This window comes from Pseudovibrio exalbescens DSM 16456 (assembly GCF_000422785.1).
In the GTDB taxonomy this organism is placed as follows: domain Bacteria; phylum Pseudomonadota; class Alphaproteobacteria; order Rhizobiales; family Stappiaceae; genus Pseudovibrio; species Pseudovibrio exalbescens.
Window position 1 is genome coordinate 51,185 of sequence record NZ_AUGS01000015.1, and the last position, 17,586, is coordinate 68,770.

Genomic DNA, 17,586 nt, shown 5'->3' on the forward strand with positions numbered 1-17,586 from the left:
GAAACACAACAGGATCATCATGACACTTCGCATCGTTTTCATGGGCACCCCGGAGTTTTCCGTTCCTACATTGATGGAGGTTGTTGGACAGGGATGGGACGTCGTCGCCTGCTACAGTCAGCCTCCGCGTAAATCTGGCCGTGGCATGGAGTTGCACAAAACGCCCGTTCATGAAGCAGCGGAAAGTCTTGGCATTCCAGTGTTCACCCCCACCTCCTTGAAATCCGAAGAAGAACAGGAACGCTTTCGTGCACTGGAAGCAGACGTTGCTGTGGTTGTGGCCTACGGCCTGCTTCTACCGCGGCCCATTCTTGAGGCCCCGGAGTTTGGTTGTTTGAATGGACATGCCTCGCTGTTGCCACGTTGGCGCGGTGCAGCCCCGATCAACCGTGCGATCATGGCAGGTGATACGGAAACGGGCATTCAGGTCATGCGCATGGAAGCGGGATTGGACACCGGCCCAGTGTGCATGAGCGAGACAGTCGCCATTACGCCAAACATGACGGCGGGCGAACTCCATGACCACTTGTCGCCCTTGTGCGGTGATGTGATGGTTCGTGCACTCTCAGCCCTGTCGCGTGGGGGCTTGACCGAAACCCCTCAAAGTGACGAGGGCATCACCTATGCCTCGAAGATCGAAAAAACGGAAACGCGAATAGATTGGACAAAACCTGCCACTGAGGTTCACAACCATATCAGGGGGCTATCTTCTTTTCCGGGCGCATGGACTGAAATGAACTTCGGCGGCAAGCCAGAGCGGGTTAAAGTGTTACGCTCCATACTGGCAGAAGGCTCTGGACAGCCGGGTGAGATCCTGGCCGCAAGCGGCAAGAAGCTTCTTATCGCCTGCGGCGATGGAGCGGTTGAACTCACACAGGTGCAACGCGCAGGGAAAAAAGCCATGTCCGCAGAGGAGTTGCTGCGCGGAGGACATCTTGAGGTTGGCACGCTACCAAGCTAACTTAAGGTAAGTCTTGGCAGGACCATCGGAGAAACTGAACACCATGCAGCCCAGAGACGTTTCGACAAACCCGATCACGGTGCGACCCGTGGAGGAAGAACGCGACGCAACAACGATCCGCAAGTTGGTGGAACGAAGCTTCGGGCGTGACGTTGAAGCACAGCTCGTTGACGATCTGCGTGATTGCGGCATGTTGGTTCTGGAACGGGTAGCGGTGGTTGAGAGCGGTACGATCGTCGGACATATTGCATATTCACGCGTGACAGGAGCAGGAGCCGGGCACCGGCTGAACATCACGTGCCTTGCTCCTGTTTGTGTCGAACCCAAGCTTCAACGTCATGGCATCGGGGCTCAGATGATCCGTGAGACAATTGATGATCTGCAAGGCATGGGCGAGGATCTCGTCCTTGTGTTGGGCGATCCCAATTATTACCCGCGCTTTGGTTTTGACGCCGAAGTAGCAAAAAAAGTGCGAGCGCCATTCGCCGGACCAATCTTCATGGCGCTCCCCCTCACCCAGTTGGGGCGTGAAGGACTGCCCATAGAGGTCTCTTACGCCACTCCCTTCCAAAAGCTGGGGTGAGATGGCCTCGCTTTGGCACCGAGCTGCAAGGTCTTCCCGCAAACAAGCTGGCAAGTGCTCGAACGGCCTACGGGTTGCGTTTGAGAAATTTTGGCGTTAACAGGCCCTACGCTAACGACCCTGATGCCGCCAGATGCGCACCAAACGCCACTTTTCGGGACATACAATGCCACGCTACAAGATAACAATTGAATATGATGGCCGCCCTTTCGTTGGATGGCAGCGTCAGGATAACGGTCCAACAGTTCAAGCGGTCATTGAACGCGCTGTAAAGTCTTTCAGCGGCGAAACGGTCACGATTGGCGGCGCAGGGCGCACGGATTCAGGGGTTCATGCCACAGGCCAAGTTGCTCATATCGATCTGGAAAGAGAGTGGCCCGCCAAAACCGTGATGAATGCCCTGAATTTTCATTGCCAGCCGGATCCAGTAGCCATTCTCGCGTGTGAAACAACCGGCCCCGGTTTTGATGCCCGGTTTTCTGCCATTCGACGACATTACCTGTATCGCATTGTCAATCGCCCTCACCCATTGACCTATGACAAGGGGCTGGCTTGGCACGTCAAGCCGCCTCTGGATGCGGAGGCCATGCACGATGCTGCGCAGGAGCTTGTTGGCCATCACGACTTCACCACATTCCGCCACACACGGTGTCAGGCCAAAAGCCCTTGGAAAACCATGGAACGCATTGCGGTCTACCGACAAAACGACTCCGTGTACTTGGAGTGTTCGTCTCGCTCATTCCTGCATAATCAGGTGCGTTCAATGGTGGGCACACTGAAGCTCGTTGGCGAAGGCCGCTGGACAAGAGCAGATGTGAAAAAGGCACTGGAAGCACGTGATCGCAAGGCATGTGGTCCGGTGGCCGTGGCCGAAGGCCTTTATCTTACTCAGGTGGACTATCGAAGCCCGGCGGAAGATGCCGCTGCGCTTGCAGACTACCAAGCCAGCCTGAACGAAGCGCAGCCCGCATCCTTGTCGGACGAAGCATCGTCGACCTAAAGGTCGGCGGGTTTATCCTCGAAACTGACTGCCTTTCGATAGAGGTGCCATGTCGTGTGGCCCAGAACCGGAAGCGTGAAGACCAATCCGATGAAGGCCGGCGCCATCGATGCCAACAGAACCAGTGTAATGGTCAATCCCCATCCAACCATGACGACAGGACTTGCAAGCACCACCTTTACGCTTGTGATCATGGCGGTGATGAAGTCGTAGTCCTTATCCAACAGGAGCGGAAAGGACACTACGGTCAGTGAGAACAGGATCAGCGAGATCAACGCTCCAACGATGTTGCCCACAAACAGGAACAGCAAACCTTCCGGGGTTGTAAACAAAACGCGCAAGAAATCCCCGAACGTGGCGAAACCGCTGAAGCCAAGGAACAAGGCCAGCAGCAAACGCACCTCGAACATCCACATCAGCAGGATGAACATGACGACGAATGCCATCCATGCAAGTTCTCGTCGATGCTGGTCCCACATGACACCAAGAACCGCGCGCCAACTCAATGGCTCCCCCTGCTCAAGACGCCTTGAGACTTCATAGAGCCCCACAGCGATGAAAGGCCCAATGAGCCAAAAACCAACCGCCAAGGGATAGCTCAAATGGCTTTGATTAAAGATAAAGCTCATGAGCACAACGACATTTCCGCCTATGGCAAAGAACACGCCAAAGAACAGGCCGTACAAAGGCTGGCGGTAAAAGTCTTTCAAACCAAGGCGCACTGCTTGTTTGATATCCTCCACATCCAGTTGGTTCACAACAGGCACTTGCCGCTGAGATGTTTCGGTTATACCTGAGGCAGGACTTTCATGCTCCGCAACCATATCAAACTCCCTCTACGTTTTCTCCCGAATGTAGAGTGCCGTTAAATGGAGCTGGACGCTAGATCACTTAAAGTAGTTTCTCTTATTATTTAGTTACAGAGCCCACAAGCCGTCGATTATCTGCACGATAAACAGGCTCAATATGAAATCCAGCACAACGAGACCGATAGCCAGACCTGCACTTACCGCCAATGCGATGCGGGTTACAGTGAAATGCACCCACAAAAACCAACCCACGATGAACAAACTCAACGTCAGCAAGATGTCGGCGTTGATGATGCCAAGCAAGAACAGGGTGTTCAAAACAGCGTGCGGCAACACCAGAAGCATCGTGATCCAATTGCGTACCGTGACATAGGCCCCATAAGTGGACCGTATATCCAGCATGGATGCCAAAAATGCCAAGAGAATGGGGAACGCGACCCAATCCGCCACAATGGTCAGTAGCTTCGGCAGCGGCATCCAGCCGCCACCAGAAGCCAATTGTTCACCCAACTCAGCGGCGAGCCGAGTTTCCGTCAGATTGCCGAGAACATAAAATGGCAGTACATAAATCAGCACGGCAAAGGACCGCCAAAAGCCCTCAACCGACAGATCATAATAGCGCATACCCTCGGGTCGGCCGCAGATCATCATCCACGAGCCCTGTGCCGAACTTCTTACTTCCTGCAGTGAAGGCAACATCTTACGGGCTCCCGGCCAATCTGCCTGCTACTTGATGAAATAGCTCTTCAGGAACTGAAGGTAGATCTCGCTCAACTGATCCAGATCTGCCACAGCAACCTGCTCATCAACCTTATGCATGGTCTGGCCTACCAAGCCGAACTCCACGACTGGACAATAGTTTTTGATGAACCGGGCATCCGAGGTTCCGCCTCCCGTAGACAGTTCAGGTGTGCGGCCCGTCACCGTTGCAACAGCCGCTGACAACGTTGCAATGAGATCTTCATCATGGGTAAGGAAGCTCTCGCTGTTGTCCGGCTTGAACTCAAGCGTCCAATCCAATCCGTTTGGCGCCGCCTCCTTCAGGAGCGCTTCCAGATAGGCTTTCAGGCTATCCAGTGACCAAGTGTCATTGAAGCGAACGTTGAAGCGCGCTTCAACTTTGGCCGGAATGATGTTGTAGGCTGTATTGCCCACATCCACACTGGTGATTTCCAGGTTGGACGGCAGGAAGCGCTCGTTTCCACGATCCAGCTCAATGCTGGCCAGTGCGCCGAGCAATTTGAGCATGCCCGGAATCGGATTGTCTGCCAAATGTTGATAGGCGACATGACCTTGTGTCCCGCGCACCTGAAGAGCCCCTGACAGAGACCCGCGACGACCTACCTTGATGGCATCGCCCAACTGCTCAGGATTTGTCGGCTCGCCGACAATGCAGGCATCAAATGTATAGCCCTGATCCTTGGCCCATTGAAGTAGTTTTGCTGTGCCATTGACCGCAGGGCCTTCTTCATCTCCGGTGATCAAGAAAGAAATGCGGCCCTGAGGACCCGCAGGATGAGCCTTCACAAACGCCAGAGCAGCCGCCGCAAAGGCAGCCACACCACCCTTCATGTCTGCCGTTCCACGTCCGTGGATCATGCCATCAGAAATCGTGCCTTCGAACGGCGCGTGGGTCCAGGCAGCCTCGTCGCCTGCCGGAACAACATCAGTATGACCTGCGAAGACAAAATGCGGACCACCTGAGCCAATTGTGGCAAACAGGTTTTCAACGTCCGGCGTGCCTTCCTCGGAAAAAACGACCCGATGCACCTCAAACCCAGCTGGCTTGAGAAGGTCTTCGAGCACCTTCAAGGCACCAGCTTCTGCAGGTGTTACGGAAGGGCAACGGATAAGATCGCGGCATATGGAAACCGCAGGGGAAAGCTGTTTTGTCATAAGCTTGATGTAGCCCTATGCCCGAGCGCGGTCAATCATCGCTGGCTGCCATACAATGAACTATTCTCAATACCCACCGTTTGGCAGTCCTACAGCCGCATCAAGCGGGCACACTGTTAGGCCGCGGGCCATATTTGTTGGGTCCCTGCTCACTGGGCTGCAAGCCAACAAACAGCGTGACCGGTATGCTGAGAAGCGGCACAAAAACCAGAAGCACGAAAAAGCCACTCCACCCGCGGTCATGCAAGCGCTTGGTGATCAAGGCGACCTCAAACCATTTTGAAATGAAGACCATCATCGGCAGAATGGCGTTGGCTTGCATGACCATGTTGATCAGCTCACCCGGTGGCGTATCTGGTGAAGCAGCAGACATGACGTTGCCAGCCGTAACATAGAAGGCAAGAAACATGACTGTCCACATCAGCGCCATTGCCAGCCAGAATGGCTCGCGGGAAACACGCCCGACAGGACTGAAAAACAGCCAGAACACGCCCAGTTTTTGGCTTGATGCCTTCGCCATTACCTATCACTTCGTTCGGATCACATTGTGCTGTGATGTACGTGCTCGTGAGCGTGTATTCAAGAGGCTTTACACAAGAAACGAGCCCAGCAGCAAGCCATAACAGTTGGTTAGCACGGCAGGGCCGCGGCCCTGCCATGTCAAGGAGCTGGTTCAGAGAGGGTTCAGCGTTGCCTGAACCCGGTCAGTGTGTTGACACAGTTCACGCCCAAGTCCTCCACCGCGTAACCACCTTCCATGATAAACAAGGTCGGCAAGCCCAATTTGGCGAGGCGCTCTCCGATAAGGTTGAACTCTTCCGACTTCAGTTTGAACTGGGATATTGGATCCTTTTCGAACGTATCCATACCCAGCGAGACAACAAGAACATCCGGCTTGTAAGCCTCAATGCTTGCGCAGCCCTCCTCTAACGCCCGGGACCAGACCTCCCAAGGAGTGCCATGGGGGAGCGGGTAGTTCAGATTGAACTCTTCGCCTTCCCCCACCCCCTTTTCGTCCGCATGGCCAAGGTAGTAGGGAAATTCAACTTTGGGATCAGCGTGTATCGACAGGAACTGAACATCCGCGCGATCATAGAAAATCGCTTGCGTGCCATTGCCGTGGTGATAGTCAACGTCAAATACGCTGACGCGTTTTGCACCATGATCACGCAGATATTGCGCCGCCACGGCCGCATTGTTGATGAAACAGTAGCCGCCAAAAAAACTCTTATGTGCATGATGTCCCGGCGGACGACACAGGGCAAATGCACTACGTGCTCCCTCCGCCATCATCGCAGCACCAGTAAGTGCAGTTTCAGCGCTGCGGCGAACCGCCGTCCAAGTATGCGGTCCCATGGGGGTGCCTGCATCAAACGAATAGTGACCCAGCTTCCCATCAATCTGATCGGGAACGATGTCGGTACGCAATTGTCTTACAGGCCATACAAAGGGAAAGGCCTCTTGTTCGGTGCGGCCTTCTTCAGTCCATAAGCGCCAAAAATCACTCAAGAACTCGATGTAGTCAGATGCATGAATTTTCAGGATCGGATCCAGAGAGAAAGAACGCGGTTCAATGATCTCGCCAAACTGAACCGCCTTGAGCCGATCCAGCACCATTTGCGCACGCGATGGTATTTCCTTGGCAGGTTCCAGCTTGCCATCCGATACCTCGAATTGAGGCGCATGCAGCATTTGGTCCGGGGAAAATATGGTTTTCAAATCGGGCTCCCTTGGAAAATCCAGCCACCCCGGTGACCGGCTTATCCCCGTTTGCCCCCGAACATGGCCCTATGAAAATCTGAATTCTGTGCGTTGCTTGTATACCTCACCCGGCTTCAGAATTACATTGGAAAATTCGTGCTTTTCCTTAGTTCGCGGCCAACCCTGCGGCTCTATGGAGAAGCCTTGGCGCGCTGGCTGGTTGGGCGCTCGACAATGACTGCCGGGCCTAATACTCAGCCCCTCCCGGTAGACAAGACCTGGCTCCGTGGACCAGACCTCCATCTTGGTTCCGGTTGTGTCTTCCTGAACAACTGCCGAAAGCTCTGGAACCGTCAGGCGGTTCAATCGCATGTAGTAGGTCACATCGAGGGGACGTCCCGCATCTGACGCCATTCGATGCGCATTACGCAGATCATAGCGTGTTCCTTCAACATCTGCGATCTGCAACCAGGCGGCCTTGCCAGATACGGGGGAGGAATAGCCACTGGCGGGGATGGAAACACAATGTGTCTCAAGCTTCTGAGTGGGGCTCAGATTAAAAACACCGTGAAATCTGGGATTAAAATACGCTTCCTTATCACTATGCCCCTCAAGTTCGATGCGCAGCGTGTTGTTGGGCATCAAGATGTACTGGCAAATGAGTTCGGCCCGTTCCCCCTTGTCTGCTGCACCGATAGGCACACTCAAAGACAGGCGGACACGATCGGCGGCAGCCTCCTCCAGAGTCCACAAATGAAGATCGGGCCAATTGTTCCAAGATTGCATTTTGGTGGGGGATTGATCCGGGTCTTCTTCCGTTGACAATATGGCACCCAGATCCGGTGCATACCGGAGGTAGTCTTCAATACTGTCAAACCCCAGTGCAATCTCCCGGCCTTCAAAGGTCAAGCTTCGTATTGCTGCACCGTAGGTGAGGACGCTCGCAGTGAGTTGCCCGCGGCGCAAAATGATTTCCTGCACTTCCTGTTTGTTGGCAAGATGCCCAAATTTTCGCAATACCATGACCCTACTCCCAGCTTTGAGACCTGCCCTCCTCTCAAGTCTGTTTCAAGTCATGTTCAGGGTCTCTTGAAAACACATGGTGCACAAGTGCAACCTATGGATAATTCCTAGGTTTTCGGGTCATGCACCTATTTCGGATAACGAATAACAAGTCGATCAGGCTCAAATTGAACCGACCCAAGGCGATTCATTGCGGTCATTCCCAGCAACACTTCGCTCAAAGCCTCATCAGGAAGAACGGCAGCATGAACATCGCGCAGACGCAAGCCCTCGATATCAAGTCGATCCAATGTGACAGGCGCGAAATCAACCTCGCCGTTCGCGGTGACCGCTACCTTCGTAAAATCATTTGGACTGACGTGAATGCCTGCACGCTTTGCGATACTTTGGGGGAGCGCTACCATGGTCGCCCCTGTATCCAGAACACCCACGATAGAATAGCCGTTGACACGCAAGGATACCTTGAAGCGCCCCTGTCGATCCGCTGACAATACAATGCTGCGAGAAGTGGTTCCTGACGGCTCCGCAGCAGCCAATGTCTGGCGTTCCTGACGCTCCATATATCCTTGGAGCACGCGCGGAACGAACACCGCGAGGGCGCATGCGATAGCCAAAATGGCCAGATACCGTATCACGCCCTGCTCTCCCGTTCTCCCGCATCGACCTAAGTCGCGGTGCCCTGCTCTAGTGCATCCGCCAGACGGGCGATTTCATCACCGGTTGGTGCGCTCGTTTGAGCCCCAGTGCGCGTACATGCCAGCCCGCCAGCAGCGTTGGCTTCATAAAGCGCCCGCTTCAAGTTTGCGCCCCGGTCTAACGCAACCACAAGCGCTCCAACGAAGGCATCCCCGGCGCCAGTGGTATCAATCGGTTCAATCGGCGCAGGCGGCACATGGCCCAAAGACTGTTGGCCATCATGAGCCATTGCTCCATTCCGCCCCATTGTCAGCACGACGGCACGTCCGGGACGCGCCAAAGCACTTATAAAATCTTCCGGATCTTTCGGGTAACCATTCAGGTCAGCCAGTGCAGCCGCTTCCTTACGGCTGGCGACAATCACATCGGCAGCCTCGACCAGTTCAGCTACGGCCGGGTTGGTGGCTGGATCCGGGTTCAGAACAACGCGCGCACCTTTTGCTTTGGCAATCTGAATTGCCCGAGCCACAACATGAGAGGGCACCTCCATCTGCAAAAGCAACGTGTCTTCCGAGGTCAGGCACTCTTCAAGCCAAGCGGCGTCGATACGTGTATTCACCCCGCTTGCAACAAGGATCTGGTTTTCACCGCCAGCGTCAACTCCGATCATGGCCAGACCGGTTGCCCCATCAAGGACCCGAACGCCACTAAGATCCACACCAACGGATTTCAGGTTCACAAGTGCAGGTTCACCAAACAGATCCGAGCCGACGGCACCAATGAGGCGAACATCTGCCCCTGCCATCTTGGCAGCAAACGCCTGATTGCCGCCCTTGCCACCAGCAAAATATTGATGATCCGGACCAACAACCGTTTCGCCCGCAGCCGGCAATCGATCCACAGCTACCACGATGTCAAGATTAATGGACCCCAGAACAACTATCATCCGACCACGCCCTCAGACTTCAACGGGTATCTTCAGCTACCCAACCATAAGCAACCGTGTTATGCGACCGCTCGAATTTTCCTGAGTAACACCAATTCACTAACTGGTGCAAATCGTCTTTTTCATCCGCACCTCAGGCAGTTGATACGGCATCAAAAAACGCTGCCAGCTTGGCCCGATCCAGTTTACCATTGGTGCGCACACCCGAGCAGACATCCACCGCAAACGGCCGTACGGTCTGGATCGCTTCAGTGATATTGTCAGGTGTCAGCCCCCCCGCCAGAAAAACCGGTGCTGCTGCGCTGTCGACAATGGCCTTGCTATGTGTCCAGTCATGAGTGCGGCCTGTCCCTCCAAGTTGATCCTCTGAAGGTTTGCCGGAATCGAGAAGAAGCGCGTCCACATAAGGAGCATAGTCCTGTGCCATCTCCACCGCATGCTCGTCTTCCACGTGGATGACCTGAATGACCTTGAGGCCGCGAGGAAGCTTCTTGCGCAACCGCTCGTGTTCCGTAGGATCAATGTGATTGACAATCTGGACCGTGTTCGCACCCGAATGCACCAGATGATCCGCGATAGCATCGGCCTTGACTTCTGAGGTAAGCAGAACAGAGGCCACAGGGGGTGAAATCATCTGAGCGATCTCGTAGATCAGGCTGTCACTAATGACGCCCGGCCCACTCGGCATTTTGGAGACCAGCCCCAGCGCATCAGCGCCATAGGCCACAGCGATCTGGGCTTCTTCAAACGAAGAAATACAGCAGACCTTCATACGGGTCCGTCCTGCGTAGCTATCCATGGTATGCCCCATCAAATATAAGTGGGATTAAGGTACTGTTATCTAGGTGCCTTTGAAAGACAAAAGAAAACCCGGTGCGATGACCGGGTTCTTTCGTCCAATGTTTATTTTGTACCATACATACGATCGCCGGCATCACCGAGGCCGGGGACGATATAGCCTTTCTCGTTAAGCTTTTCGTCCACTGCGGCGGTATAGATCGGCACGTCCGGATGGGCTTCATTGAAGCGCTGCACACCTTCAGGTGCCGCGAGCAAACACACGAAGCACATGTTGTTGGCTCCGCGCTGCTTCAAGCGCTCAACCGCTGCAATTGCGGAATTGGCGGTGGCCAACATGGGATCAACAACAATGATGCGGCGCTCATTCATATCTGCCGGCGCCTTGAAATAGTACTCAATAGCTTCCAGCGTTTCCGGATCACGATAAAGACCGATATGTGCAACTCGTGCAGATGGAATAAGCTCCAGCATCCCTTCCAGCAGGCCGTTCCCAGCGCGCAGGATGGAGGCGAACACCAGCTTTTTGCCTGCGAGAACTGGCGCATTCATCTCGGAGACAGGTGTTTCAATTGACGTGTCCACCAGCTTCAGGTCGCGCGTCACCTCATAGCAAAGAAGTAGAGAAATTTCCCGGAGCAGGCGACGGAAGCCTTGCGTCGAGGTGTCCTTCATCCGCATGTGTGTCATCTTGTGCTGGACGAGTGGGTGGTCGATTACAGTTGCGCCAGGCATCTTTACCTCTTTATTCTCCCTCTCGCGGCTGACCTTACCATCCGGCATCACCTCGAGAGACGGGTCAATTCTCATAATTCAGACAGGCTTGTGACTCACCATCACGCTGCTGTCCAGTCTCTGCCATCAAAAAACGGTGGCATCACTGATAATGGTCAAGGGCGGTTCCCCGCCGGGCCTTTTTTCAAAGGCTATCTGGCGACCCGCGGACCAAGATCCCCCTTCCAACACACAGGCCAACGGCAATTGATCAGCCGATACGCCAAGATCCGCCCGGATCCAATCGGCCAACTTGTCCAAAAGAGCGACCGTGAGAGCTCGCCACTCTACAACCAACTCGCTGCTGATGTCATGATTGCCCAAAGCCTCTTGCGGATTGCGTAGAGACAGAACGCCAGTATCCAAGAACAGGCCTCCGTTGCGATACTCCGCCAGACCTGTCAGCCCATCCAGATCACTCACCTCGACACCCGCCCACGCCAGCGGTTCAACCAATGAATATGCCATCCATTGGCTCAGTTTGTGGAACGGGATCAAACCGTTGGTTTTGTTGGTGCGTTCGATTTTTGTATGTCGCCAGGTATCACCCAGCCCCACTCCATCAATCTCTTCTCGTCCAGGCCAGATTGGGCCCAACCCGTCCAACAACAACTCCAGTATGCGCGGCGCAGGCACCGGGGCGCTTTGCCCTTCATCATAAAGCAGATCAAACAGACCACCCGGCCGTGGCTCATCCTTGGTCCCGAAAAGGTCCGGCCGTAATGACACGGCCTCCCCCAACCGACGCAACAGGTCGGCCCGTTCCTTCAAGCCGACGATGGGATTATCTGGGCCGGCCTGCAAGCCTTCTCGCACTTCATCAGGATCAATGCGAAAAAGCTCTCCGGCATCGGCTCGGAAAGGATCCAGTGGGCTGCCGGAGAAAGTACCGCCGGAAAACATCAAAAGGGATGCAATTGCCAGTCCTTCAGAACGGCTGAATGTTTCCCCTGTAACGCCTTCATGAAATTTCCACTCCGGCCCGGCCCCTGCATCCAACAGCACAGACAGGATTGCCAGATCGAAGGCAGCGCGCCCCATGCCGTGAACGTCGGAGAACCGTCTCGCCCCCGCCAGCATCGCCCAACGATCAACCCCTCCAGCCTCAAAATGGCGCCATCGGGCGTGGAATGGGATCTGAAGATCCGGATAAGCAGCCCGCGTAGCAGCCAGGGTGCGGCGGGCAGCTTCTGCCAGTTTACTCAAATCAACTGCAAAATGATCGAGTTTTCCCTCAAGGCCGAGCGTGAGCATTTCATGCGCACGTTCTCGCACGGCTGAGGCGTTAAGTAGAGAGAGAGCCTCGGACTCTTGTGTTTCAGTAGTCATCGATTGACCGACCGTGGATGTTTTTCAGTTCATCACCAACAACCGGTGGCGCATCACTATAATACCCCGCCGCCTTCTTGGCCTCCATTTCCACCTGAGCATCGGCTGGGATCAGCTCATCGGGCAATGCGATACGCTCATCGATAGAAATACCGGATTCAACAAGGGCATTGTACTTCATGTCCGACATTGAAATGAACCGCCCAATCCGCGTTATCCCGAGCCAGTGCAAGACATCAGGCATCAATTCCTGGAAACGCGCGTCCTGAACGCCGGCGACACACTCCGTTCGGGCAAAATAAGTTGCAGCCGTGTCTCCGCCTTCCTGACGTTTTCGGGCGTTGTAGACGAGGAATTTTGTTACTTCACCCAAAGCCCGGCCTTCCTTTCGGTTGTAAATGACAAGCCCTGTCCCGCCGGCTTGGGCCGCACGCACGCCCTCCTCCAATCCATGCAAGAGATAGGGGCGACAGGTACAAATGTCCGAACCGAATACATCCGATCCATTGCATTCATCATGCACTCTGCAACTGACGGACCCATCCGTTGCGGCCAGCCCGGCCGCATCACCGAAGATGTAAACAGTGGTGCCGCCGATCGGCGGAAGGAACACCTTCAGGTCTGGCCGTGTCACCAAATCAGGATACATGCCACCTGTTTGCTCGAACAGATTTCGCCGCAAAGCTCCCTCAGACACGCCAAATCGTTGCGCAATACCAGGAAGGTACCAAACGGGATCCAATGCCACCTTCGTGACCGTCACTTCACCATCAGGTGTGACAACGCGATTGTCGGCACGAAGCCTGCCAGCTTCGACAGCAGCTCTCAGCTCCGGCATGTCAAGTTTGGCTTTGGTAACAGCAATGGTCGGACGGATATCGATACCGCGCTGGATGAGTTCACGAAAAGCTTGTGCCGTCATCGCGCCGAAAGGGTCCAGAGACACAATCTTTCCAGGGCTCCACCACTGCGGATGCGGTCCGATCTCTACCATCGGGTGTGTGTTGTTGTAGTCTGGGCGCCTGTCAGGATCCAAACTCCCGGAAGAGACGGCAAGCGCTTTGTAGAGCGAATATGACCCACCATGGACACCAATGGTATTTCTATTTTCCGGCTGGTTCGGACTGGCAATCACAGGCCCACGCTTGAGCGGATCTTGCTCTCCCCACTGAATCTTGAAGGGTGAAGGGTCTTGCGCACCCGGATGGGTTGAGAGACGAATGTGCGAAGGTCGTTTAAGTCCACTTTCCATTGACCACCAGCGGCGAGCCGCTCCTTACCGTTACGGAAAAGAGCAGTTTGCGTTGTTTGGGCGGCGTTGAAAAGTATTTTCTACGGGTTATCTCGTATTCTGCATTGCAGCATCAAGCCGGGTCATCAATGCGTTTTTGGTGGCCTCATCACAAAATGCCGCCCGTATTGCGTTGGCTGTCAACTCACGCTGCACCTCTCGTGTCCAACCAAACACGCGCGATGCTTCCGCATACTCATGACCCAACGTCGTTCGGAAGAACGGCGGATCGTCCGAACTGATCGTGATCCGCGCTCCTTTCTGGCGCAAAATGTTCACCGGATGAAACCTCAGGTTTTCATAGAGGCCCAAAGCAACGTTAGAGCCGGGGCAAACCTCAAGGGTTATCCCCTTATCGACAATCCGATCTACCACAGCATCGTCTTCAACAGCACGAACACCATGCCCCAAGCGTTTCACCTTCAAGAAATCCAGCACGGCCTTGACACTCTCAGGCCCTCCAAACTCCCCCGCGTGCGCTGTCAGGCCGAGCCCAGCCTCTTCGGCCAAACGAAATGCACGTTGGAAGTTGGCCGGATGTCCCTCACGTTCATCACCAGCCAAACCAAACCCCGTCATCAGGGGGTGCGGGTTCATGACGGCCTCCTTGGCCGCCAGTTCCACTGACTTGGCCCCAAAATGACGAACCCCTGTCGCAATCATGCGTCCTTCAATGCCGCTGGCTGCATGAGCGCGAGCAATGCCCTCTCCGATAGCATCCATATAGCTTTTATAGCTCATACCCGAGCGCACGGCGTGATCCGGCGAAATGAAGACTTCGCCGTAGATCGCGCCCTCGGCGGCCAACATATTGAAATAAGTCTCAGCAAGCAGAACAAAGTCATCCTGCGATCTGAACAAGGAGCTGGCCACATCATATGTTTTCAAGAATGTTGTGAAGTCATGCCAACTGTAGTTGCCATTTGCGTCCAGCAATCCGTCCAATGCCACCCCGTAGCGTTCGGCCAACTTGATTACCAAGGACGGCGGCGCGGCGCCTTCCATATGACAATGAAGCTCGGCGCGTGGAACAACAGGTGGCTTGGGGAACATTATATAAGAACCTCTTTGTGGGTGATCTGGGGCACATATTATGCAGTTTTCGGCGACCCGTCGGGATCTACACCTTATTGAGTTGGCAACGATGATCGGATTGAATTCAGGTTCAACCCGATCCATTCACCCTGTCACAACACTTTCAGAGAAACGATGTGCCGACCTGACCCTGCTCCACCTTCAAGAACTTGGCAACCGTCTCACCAATATCTGCAAAGCTCCTGCGGAAACCGATCTCACGGCCACCCTGCCCCTTTACCAAAGCAATCACGGGAACATGCTCGCGGGTATGATCCGTGCCCTTCCAGGTGGGGTCGCAGCCATGATCTGCGGTCAGAATGAGCAAATCGCCATCCTTCATCGCTTCAATCATCTCCGGTAGACGACGATCGAAATGCTCCAGCGCCGCGGCATAGCCGGCCACATCGCGCCGATGTCCGTACAGCATGTCAAAGTCAACGAAGTTGGAGAACACAAGATCACCATCCCCAGCCTGTTGCATCGCATCCAGCGTCTTATCGAAGAGTTGATCGTTACCAGCCCCTTTCAGGACCTTCGTGACACCTTGATGCGCAAAAATGTCTGAAATCTTGCCAACGCCCAACACCTGCCGACCAGCGCTTTTCAATCGGTCCAACACCGTCGGCGCAGGCGGTAGAACCGAGTAGTCACGGCGGTTGGCTGTCCGTTCAAAGCCCTTATCTGCTGTTCCGACGAACGGTCGGGCAATGACACGGCCGATATTATAGTCATCAAGCAACGTTCTGACGTCTTCACATAGCGCCAGGAGCCGATCCAGACCAAAATACTCTTCATGCGCAGCAATCTGGAACACGCTGTCGGCTGACGTGTAGAAGATGGGCTTGCCTGTTTTAACGTGCTCTTCGCCAAATTGCTCGATCACGACTGTGCCAGATCCATGTGCCAAACAAAGAGCGCCTTCAAGATTGTTGCGCTGGTAGATCTTGTCGAGCAACTCCTGAGGGAAACAGGGCACCTCATCAGGGAAATACCCCCATTCAAACTCAACTGGAACGCCAGCTATTTCCCAGTGGCCCGAAGGGGTATCTTTGCCACGTGACAGCTCCTGCGCATAGCCCCAAAGCCCTTGCGGTGCACCATCAAAGCTCAGACCGGGAACATCCTTGCCCGTTGACGCGCGCGCAGCTGCCCCCAACCCGAGACGGTCCATGTTCGGCAAACTCAATGGTCCCGAGCGCAAGCCCTCCCGATCGCCTTTGCCTGCGGCACATGCGGCGGCGATGTGTCCAAGAGTGTCCGAGCCAAAGTCACCAAACTGCTCTGCATCCTCTGCAGCGCCAATACCAAAGCTGTCTAATACACACAGGATAGCGCGGGGCATTTGTTTTCCTTCAGGTTCTTCGTGTTTTCGTCCGGCAGTATCGGGATTGGCACCCGATCACCGCCGAACAACACCTTTGTTTATGCAAAATCCGCGATCACGGTCAGGGGGCAATTCGATCCCGGATCGTATCGTAGTCCGCAACGTCCTTGGCCTCGCCGATTGAATAGGCTTTCAGCAGGACATCCTGTGCACGGCGCACCTGATCGTCGTTGCGAGCATGAATAATCGCGAGTGGGTTATCGCTGTCGACCGGCGATCCCACACCGGCCAAGTGCACAAGCCCCACGGCTGGATCCACTTCATCTTCCGGTGCCGTCCTGCCACCGCCAAGCTCAACGACAGCCAGCCCCACAGTGCGTGCATCCACTTTGGTTACCAATCCGGCTTCAGGGGCATATACCGGCACCTCCAACGGTGCTTTCGGCAGATAGACTTCAGGCTTTTCCATGAAGTCAGCAGGCCCGCCCAACGCTGTGACCATTTGGCCGAATGCTTCTGCCGCCTTGCCGCTCTCAAACGCCTGCTGCATCATCTCGCGGCCGACATCCGGTTTTTTTGCCAGCCCAGCGGTTGCCAAAGCTTCACCACCGATGGCAACAGTCACATCCCACAAGCGGTTGTCGACATGCGTCCCCTTGAGGAAGTCGACCGCGTTTTGCACTTCAACTGCGTTACCAGCTGCAGAGGCCAGTGACTCGTTCATGTCTGTCAGCAACGCAGTGGTCTTCAAACCGGCACCATTGGCTACAAGCACGAGGCTTTCCGCGAGTGCCTTGGCATCATCATACGAGCCCATGAATGCCCCCGTTCCCCATTTCACATCGAGAACAAGGGTTTGAAGCCCGGCAGACAGCTTTTTGGACAAGATCGATGCTGTTATCAGATCAATGCTTTCCACCGTACCAGTGACATCACGAATGCCATAAAACCGCTTGTCAGCCGGAGCAAGGTCAGCGGTCTGGCCGATAATAGCACAGCCCACATCTTTCACGACCTTTCGGAACAGCGCATTGTCCGGTTTGGCCTGATACCCGGGAATGCTCTCCAACTTGTCCAGCGTTCCGCCTGTGTGGCCCAACCCACGCCCTGAGATCATGGGCACAGCTGCGCCGCATACGGCCAGAGCCGGAGCCAGCATGAGGGAGACATTGTCACCTACCCCGCCGGTGGAATGCTTGTCCACGATAGGCGCATCGATATCCGACCAATCCAGAACAGCACCGCTATCACGCATGGCAAGGGTAAGGGCAACGCGTTCATCAACGCTCAAGCCTTGGAAAAAAATGGCCATAGCCAGCGCCGCGACCTGTCCCTCTGTCACACTGCCGTCAGTAAGCCCGGTGACAAAAAGCTGTATCTCTTCTGGTGACAGCACACCGCCATCACGCTTCTTGCGAACGATTTCCTGAGGCAGCAT

18 protein-coding genes are annotated in these 17,586 nt (G+C 54.9%); 3 read left to right on the top strand and 15 right to left on the bottom strand.

What is annotated here, in order from left to right; translation table 11 throughout:
• The first annotated feature begins 19 nt into the window (after positions 1–19).
• From fmt to truA, 3 genes are all read left to right on the top strand, one after another.
• A complete protein-coding gene (gene fmt / locus G512_RS0111170) occupies positions 20–961 on the top strand; it encodes a methionyl-tRNA formyltransferase (protein WP_028481791.1) in 942 nt (313 codons plus the stop codon).
• Between the two features lie 43 nt (positions 962–1,004).
• On the top strand, positions 1,005–1,544 hold the full coding sequence (locus G512_RS0111175; protein ID WP_036489582.1) for a GNAT family N-acetyltransferase: 540 nt from the start codon (positions 1,005–1,007) through the stop codon (positions 1,542–1,544).
• Between the two features lie 166 nt (positions 1,545–1,710).
• A complete protein-coding gene (gene truA, locus G512_RS0111180) occupies positions 1,711–2,544 on the top strand; it encodes a tRNA pseudouridine(38-40) synthase TruA (protein WP_028481793.1) in 834 nt (277 codons plus the stop codon).
• Here truA and G512_RS0111185 read toward each other — a convergent pair.
• The 15 genes from G512_RS0111185 to deoA all read right to left on the bottom strand — a co-directional run bounded on the left by G512_RS0111185 (position 2,541) and on the right by deoA (position 17,586).
• A complete protein-coding gene (locus G512_RS0111185; RefSeq protein WP_036489584.1) occupies positions 2,541–3,368 on the bottom strand; it encodes a DUF2189 domain-containing protein in 828 nt (275 codons plus the stop codon). The genes truA and G512_RS0111185 overlap by 4 nt on opposite strands.
• A 93-nt stretch (positions 3,369–3,461) precedes the next feature.
• Positions 3,462–4,052: a hypothetical protein gene (locus G512_RS0111190; RefSeq protein ID WP_143181367.1), complete on the bottom strand. Its 591-nt coding sequence runs from the start codon at positions 4,050–4,052 to the stop codon at positions 3,462–3,464.
• A gap of 27 nt (positions 4,053–4,079) precedes the next feature.
• The gene (gene dapE, locus G512_RS0111195; RefSeq protein WP_028481796.1) at positions 4,080–5,249 is read right to left on the bottom strand and encodes a succinyl-diaminopimelate desuccinylase; all 1,170 of its coding nucleotides are present in this window, start codon (positions 5,247–5,249) and stop codon (positions 4,080–4,082) included.
• A gap of 100 nt (positions 5,250–5,349) precedes the next feature.
• Complete coding sequence (locus tag G512_RS20855) at positions 5,350–5,769, bottom strand: DUF805 domain-containing protein (protein ID WP_028481797.1); 420 nt, start codon at positions 5,767–5,769, stop codon at positions 5,350–5,352.
• Positions 5,770–5,933: 164 nt separating this feature from the next.
• Complete coding sequence (locus G512_RS0111205; protein ID WP_028481798.1) at positions 5,934–6,968, bottom strand: histone deacetylase family protein; 1,035 nt, start codon at positions 6,966–6,968, stop codon at positions 5,934–5,936.
• A 69-nt stretch (positions 6,969–7,037) separates the two neighbouring features.
• On the bottom strand, positions 7,038–7,973 hold the full coding sequence (locus G512_RS0111210; protein WP_028481799.1) for an aldose epimerase family protein: 936 nt from the start codon (positions 7,971–7,973) through the stop codon (positions 7,038–7,040).
• A 128-nt stretch (positions 7,974–8,101) separates the two neighbouring features.
• Complete coding sequence (locus G512_RS0111215; RefSeq protein ID WP_051269241.1) at positions 8,102–8,608, bottom strand: retropepsin-like aspartic protease family protein; 507 nt, start codon at positions 8,606–8,608, stop codon at positions 8,102–8,104.
• A gap of 29 nt (positions 8,609–8,637) precedes the next feature.
• Positions 8,638–9,555, bottom strand: a complete 918-nt coding sequence (locus G512_RS0111220; RefSeq protein ID WP_028481801.1) for a ribokinase — start codon at positions 9,553–9,555, stop codon at positions 8,638–8,640.
• A gap of 133 nt (positions 9,556–9,688) precedes the next feature.
• Positions 9,689–10,354, bottom strand: a complete 666-nt coding sequence (locus tag G512_RS0111225; RefSeq protein WP_028481802.1) for a phosphoribosylanthranilate isomerase — start codon at positions 10,352–10,354, stop codon at positions 9,689–9,691.
• 104 nt (positions 10,355–10,458) lie between these two features.
• Positions 10,459–11,088 (bottom strand): uracil phosphoribosyltransferase, encoded by a 630-nt coding sequence (gene upp / locus G512_RS0111230; RefSeq protein ID WP_028481803.1) that lies wholly within the window; start codon positions 11,086–11,088, stop codon positions 10,459–10,461.
• A gap of 126 nt (positions 11,089–11,214) precedes the next feature.
• A complete protein-coding gene (locus G512_RS0111235; protein WP_028481804.1) occupies positions 11,215–12,456 on the bottom strand; it encodes a URC4/urg3 family protein in 1,242 nt (413 codons plus the stop codon).
• Entirely contained in the window at positions 12,446–13,708 is a 1,263-nt protein-coding gene (locus tag G512_RS0111240) for a GTP cyclohydrolase II (protein WP_028481805.1), read from the bottom strand. Before G512_RS0111240 ends, G512_RS0111235 begins: the two co-directional genes overlap by 11 nt.
• 87 nt (positions 13,709–13,795) lie before the next feature.
• Positions 13,796–14,800, bottom strand: a complete 1,005-nt coding sequence (locus G512_RS0111245; RefSeq protein WP_028481806.1) for an adenosine deaminase — start codon at positions 14,798–14,800, stop codon at positions 13,796–13,798.
• A 145-nt stretch (positions 14,801–14,945) separates the two neighbouring features.
• On the bottom strand, positions 14,946–16,166 hold the full coding sequence (locus G512_RS0111250) for a phosphopentomutase (RefSeq protein ID WP_028481807.1): 1,221 nt from the start codon (positions 16,164–16,166) through the stop codon (positions 14,946–14,948).
• 103 nt (positions 16,167–16,269) lie between these two features.
• Positions 16,270–17,586 carry a thymidine phosphorylase gene (deoA, locus tag G512_RS0111255; RefSeq protein WP_028481808.1) on the bottom strand — a complete coding sequence of 439 codons (1,317 nt, stop codon included), beginning with the start codon at positions 17,584–17,586 and terminating at the stop codon, positions 16,270–16,272.

Coding starts and splice junctions, on each gene's coding strand:
- G512_RS0111185 (WP_036489584.1), bottom strand. CDS start 3,368: ATGGTTGCGGAGCATGAAAGTCCTGCCTCAGGTATAACCGAAACATCT.
- G512_RS20855 (WP_028481797.1), bottom strand. CDS start 5,769: ATGGCGAAGGCATCAAGCCAAAAACTGGGCGTGTTCTGGCTGTTTTTC.
- G512_RS0111250 (WP_028481807.1), bottom strand. CDS start 16,166: ATGCCCCGCGCTATCCTGTGTGTATTAGACAGCTTTGGTATTGGCGCT.
- G512_RS0111220 (WP_028481801.1), bottom strand. CDS start 9,555: ATGATAGTTGTTCTGGGGTCCATTAATCTTGACATCGTGGTAGCTGTG.
- G512_RS0111240 (WP_028481805.1), bottom strand. CDS start 13,708: ATGGAAAGTGGACTTAAACGACCTTCGCACATTCGTCTCTCAACCCAT.
- G512_RS0111190 (WP_143181367.1), bottom strand. CDS start 4,052: ATGTTGCCTTCACTGCAGGAAGTAAGAAGTTCGGCACAGGGCTCGTGG.
- G512_RS0111235 (WP_028481804.1), bottom strand. CDS start 12,456: ATGACTACTGAAACACAAGAGTCCGAGGCTCTCTCTCTACTTAACGCC.
- upp (WP_028481803.1), bottom strand. CDS start 11,088: ATGCCTGGCGCAACTGTAATCGACCACCCACTCGTCCAGCACAAGATG.
- G512_RS0111225 (WP_028481802.1), bottom strand. CDS start 10,354: ATGGATAGCTACGCAGGACGGACCCGTATGAAGGTCTGCTGTATTTCT.
- truA (WP_028481793.1), top strand. CDS start 1,711: ATGCCACGCTACAAGATAACAATTGAATATGATGGCCGCCCTTTCGTT.
- G512_RS0111210 (WP_028481799.1), bottom strand. CDS start 7,973: ATGGTATTGCGAAAATTTGGGCATCTTGCCAACAAACAGGAAGTGCAG.
- deoA (WP_028481808.1), bottom strand. CDS start 17,586: ATGCTGCCTCAGGAAATCGTTCGCAAGAAGCGTGATGGCGGTGTGCTG.
- G512_RS0111175 (WP_036489582.1), top strand. CDS start 1,005: ATGCAGCCCAGAGACGTTTCGACAAACCCGATCACGGTGCGACCCGTG.
- dapE (WP_028481796.1), bottom strand. CDS start 5,249: ATGACAAAACAGCTTTCCCCTGCGGTTTCCATATGCCGCGATCTTATC.
- fmt (WP_028481791.1), top strand. CDS start 20: ATGACACTTCGCATCGTTTTCATGGGCACCCCGGAGTTTTCCGTTCCT.
- G512_RS0111245 (WP_028481806.1), bottom strand. CDS start 14,800: ATGTTCCCCAAGCCACCTGTTGTTCCACGCGCCGAGCTTCATTGTCAT.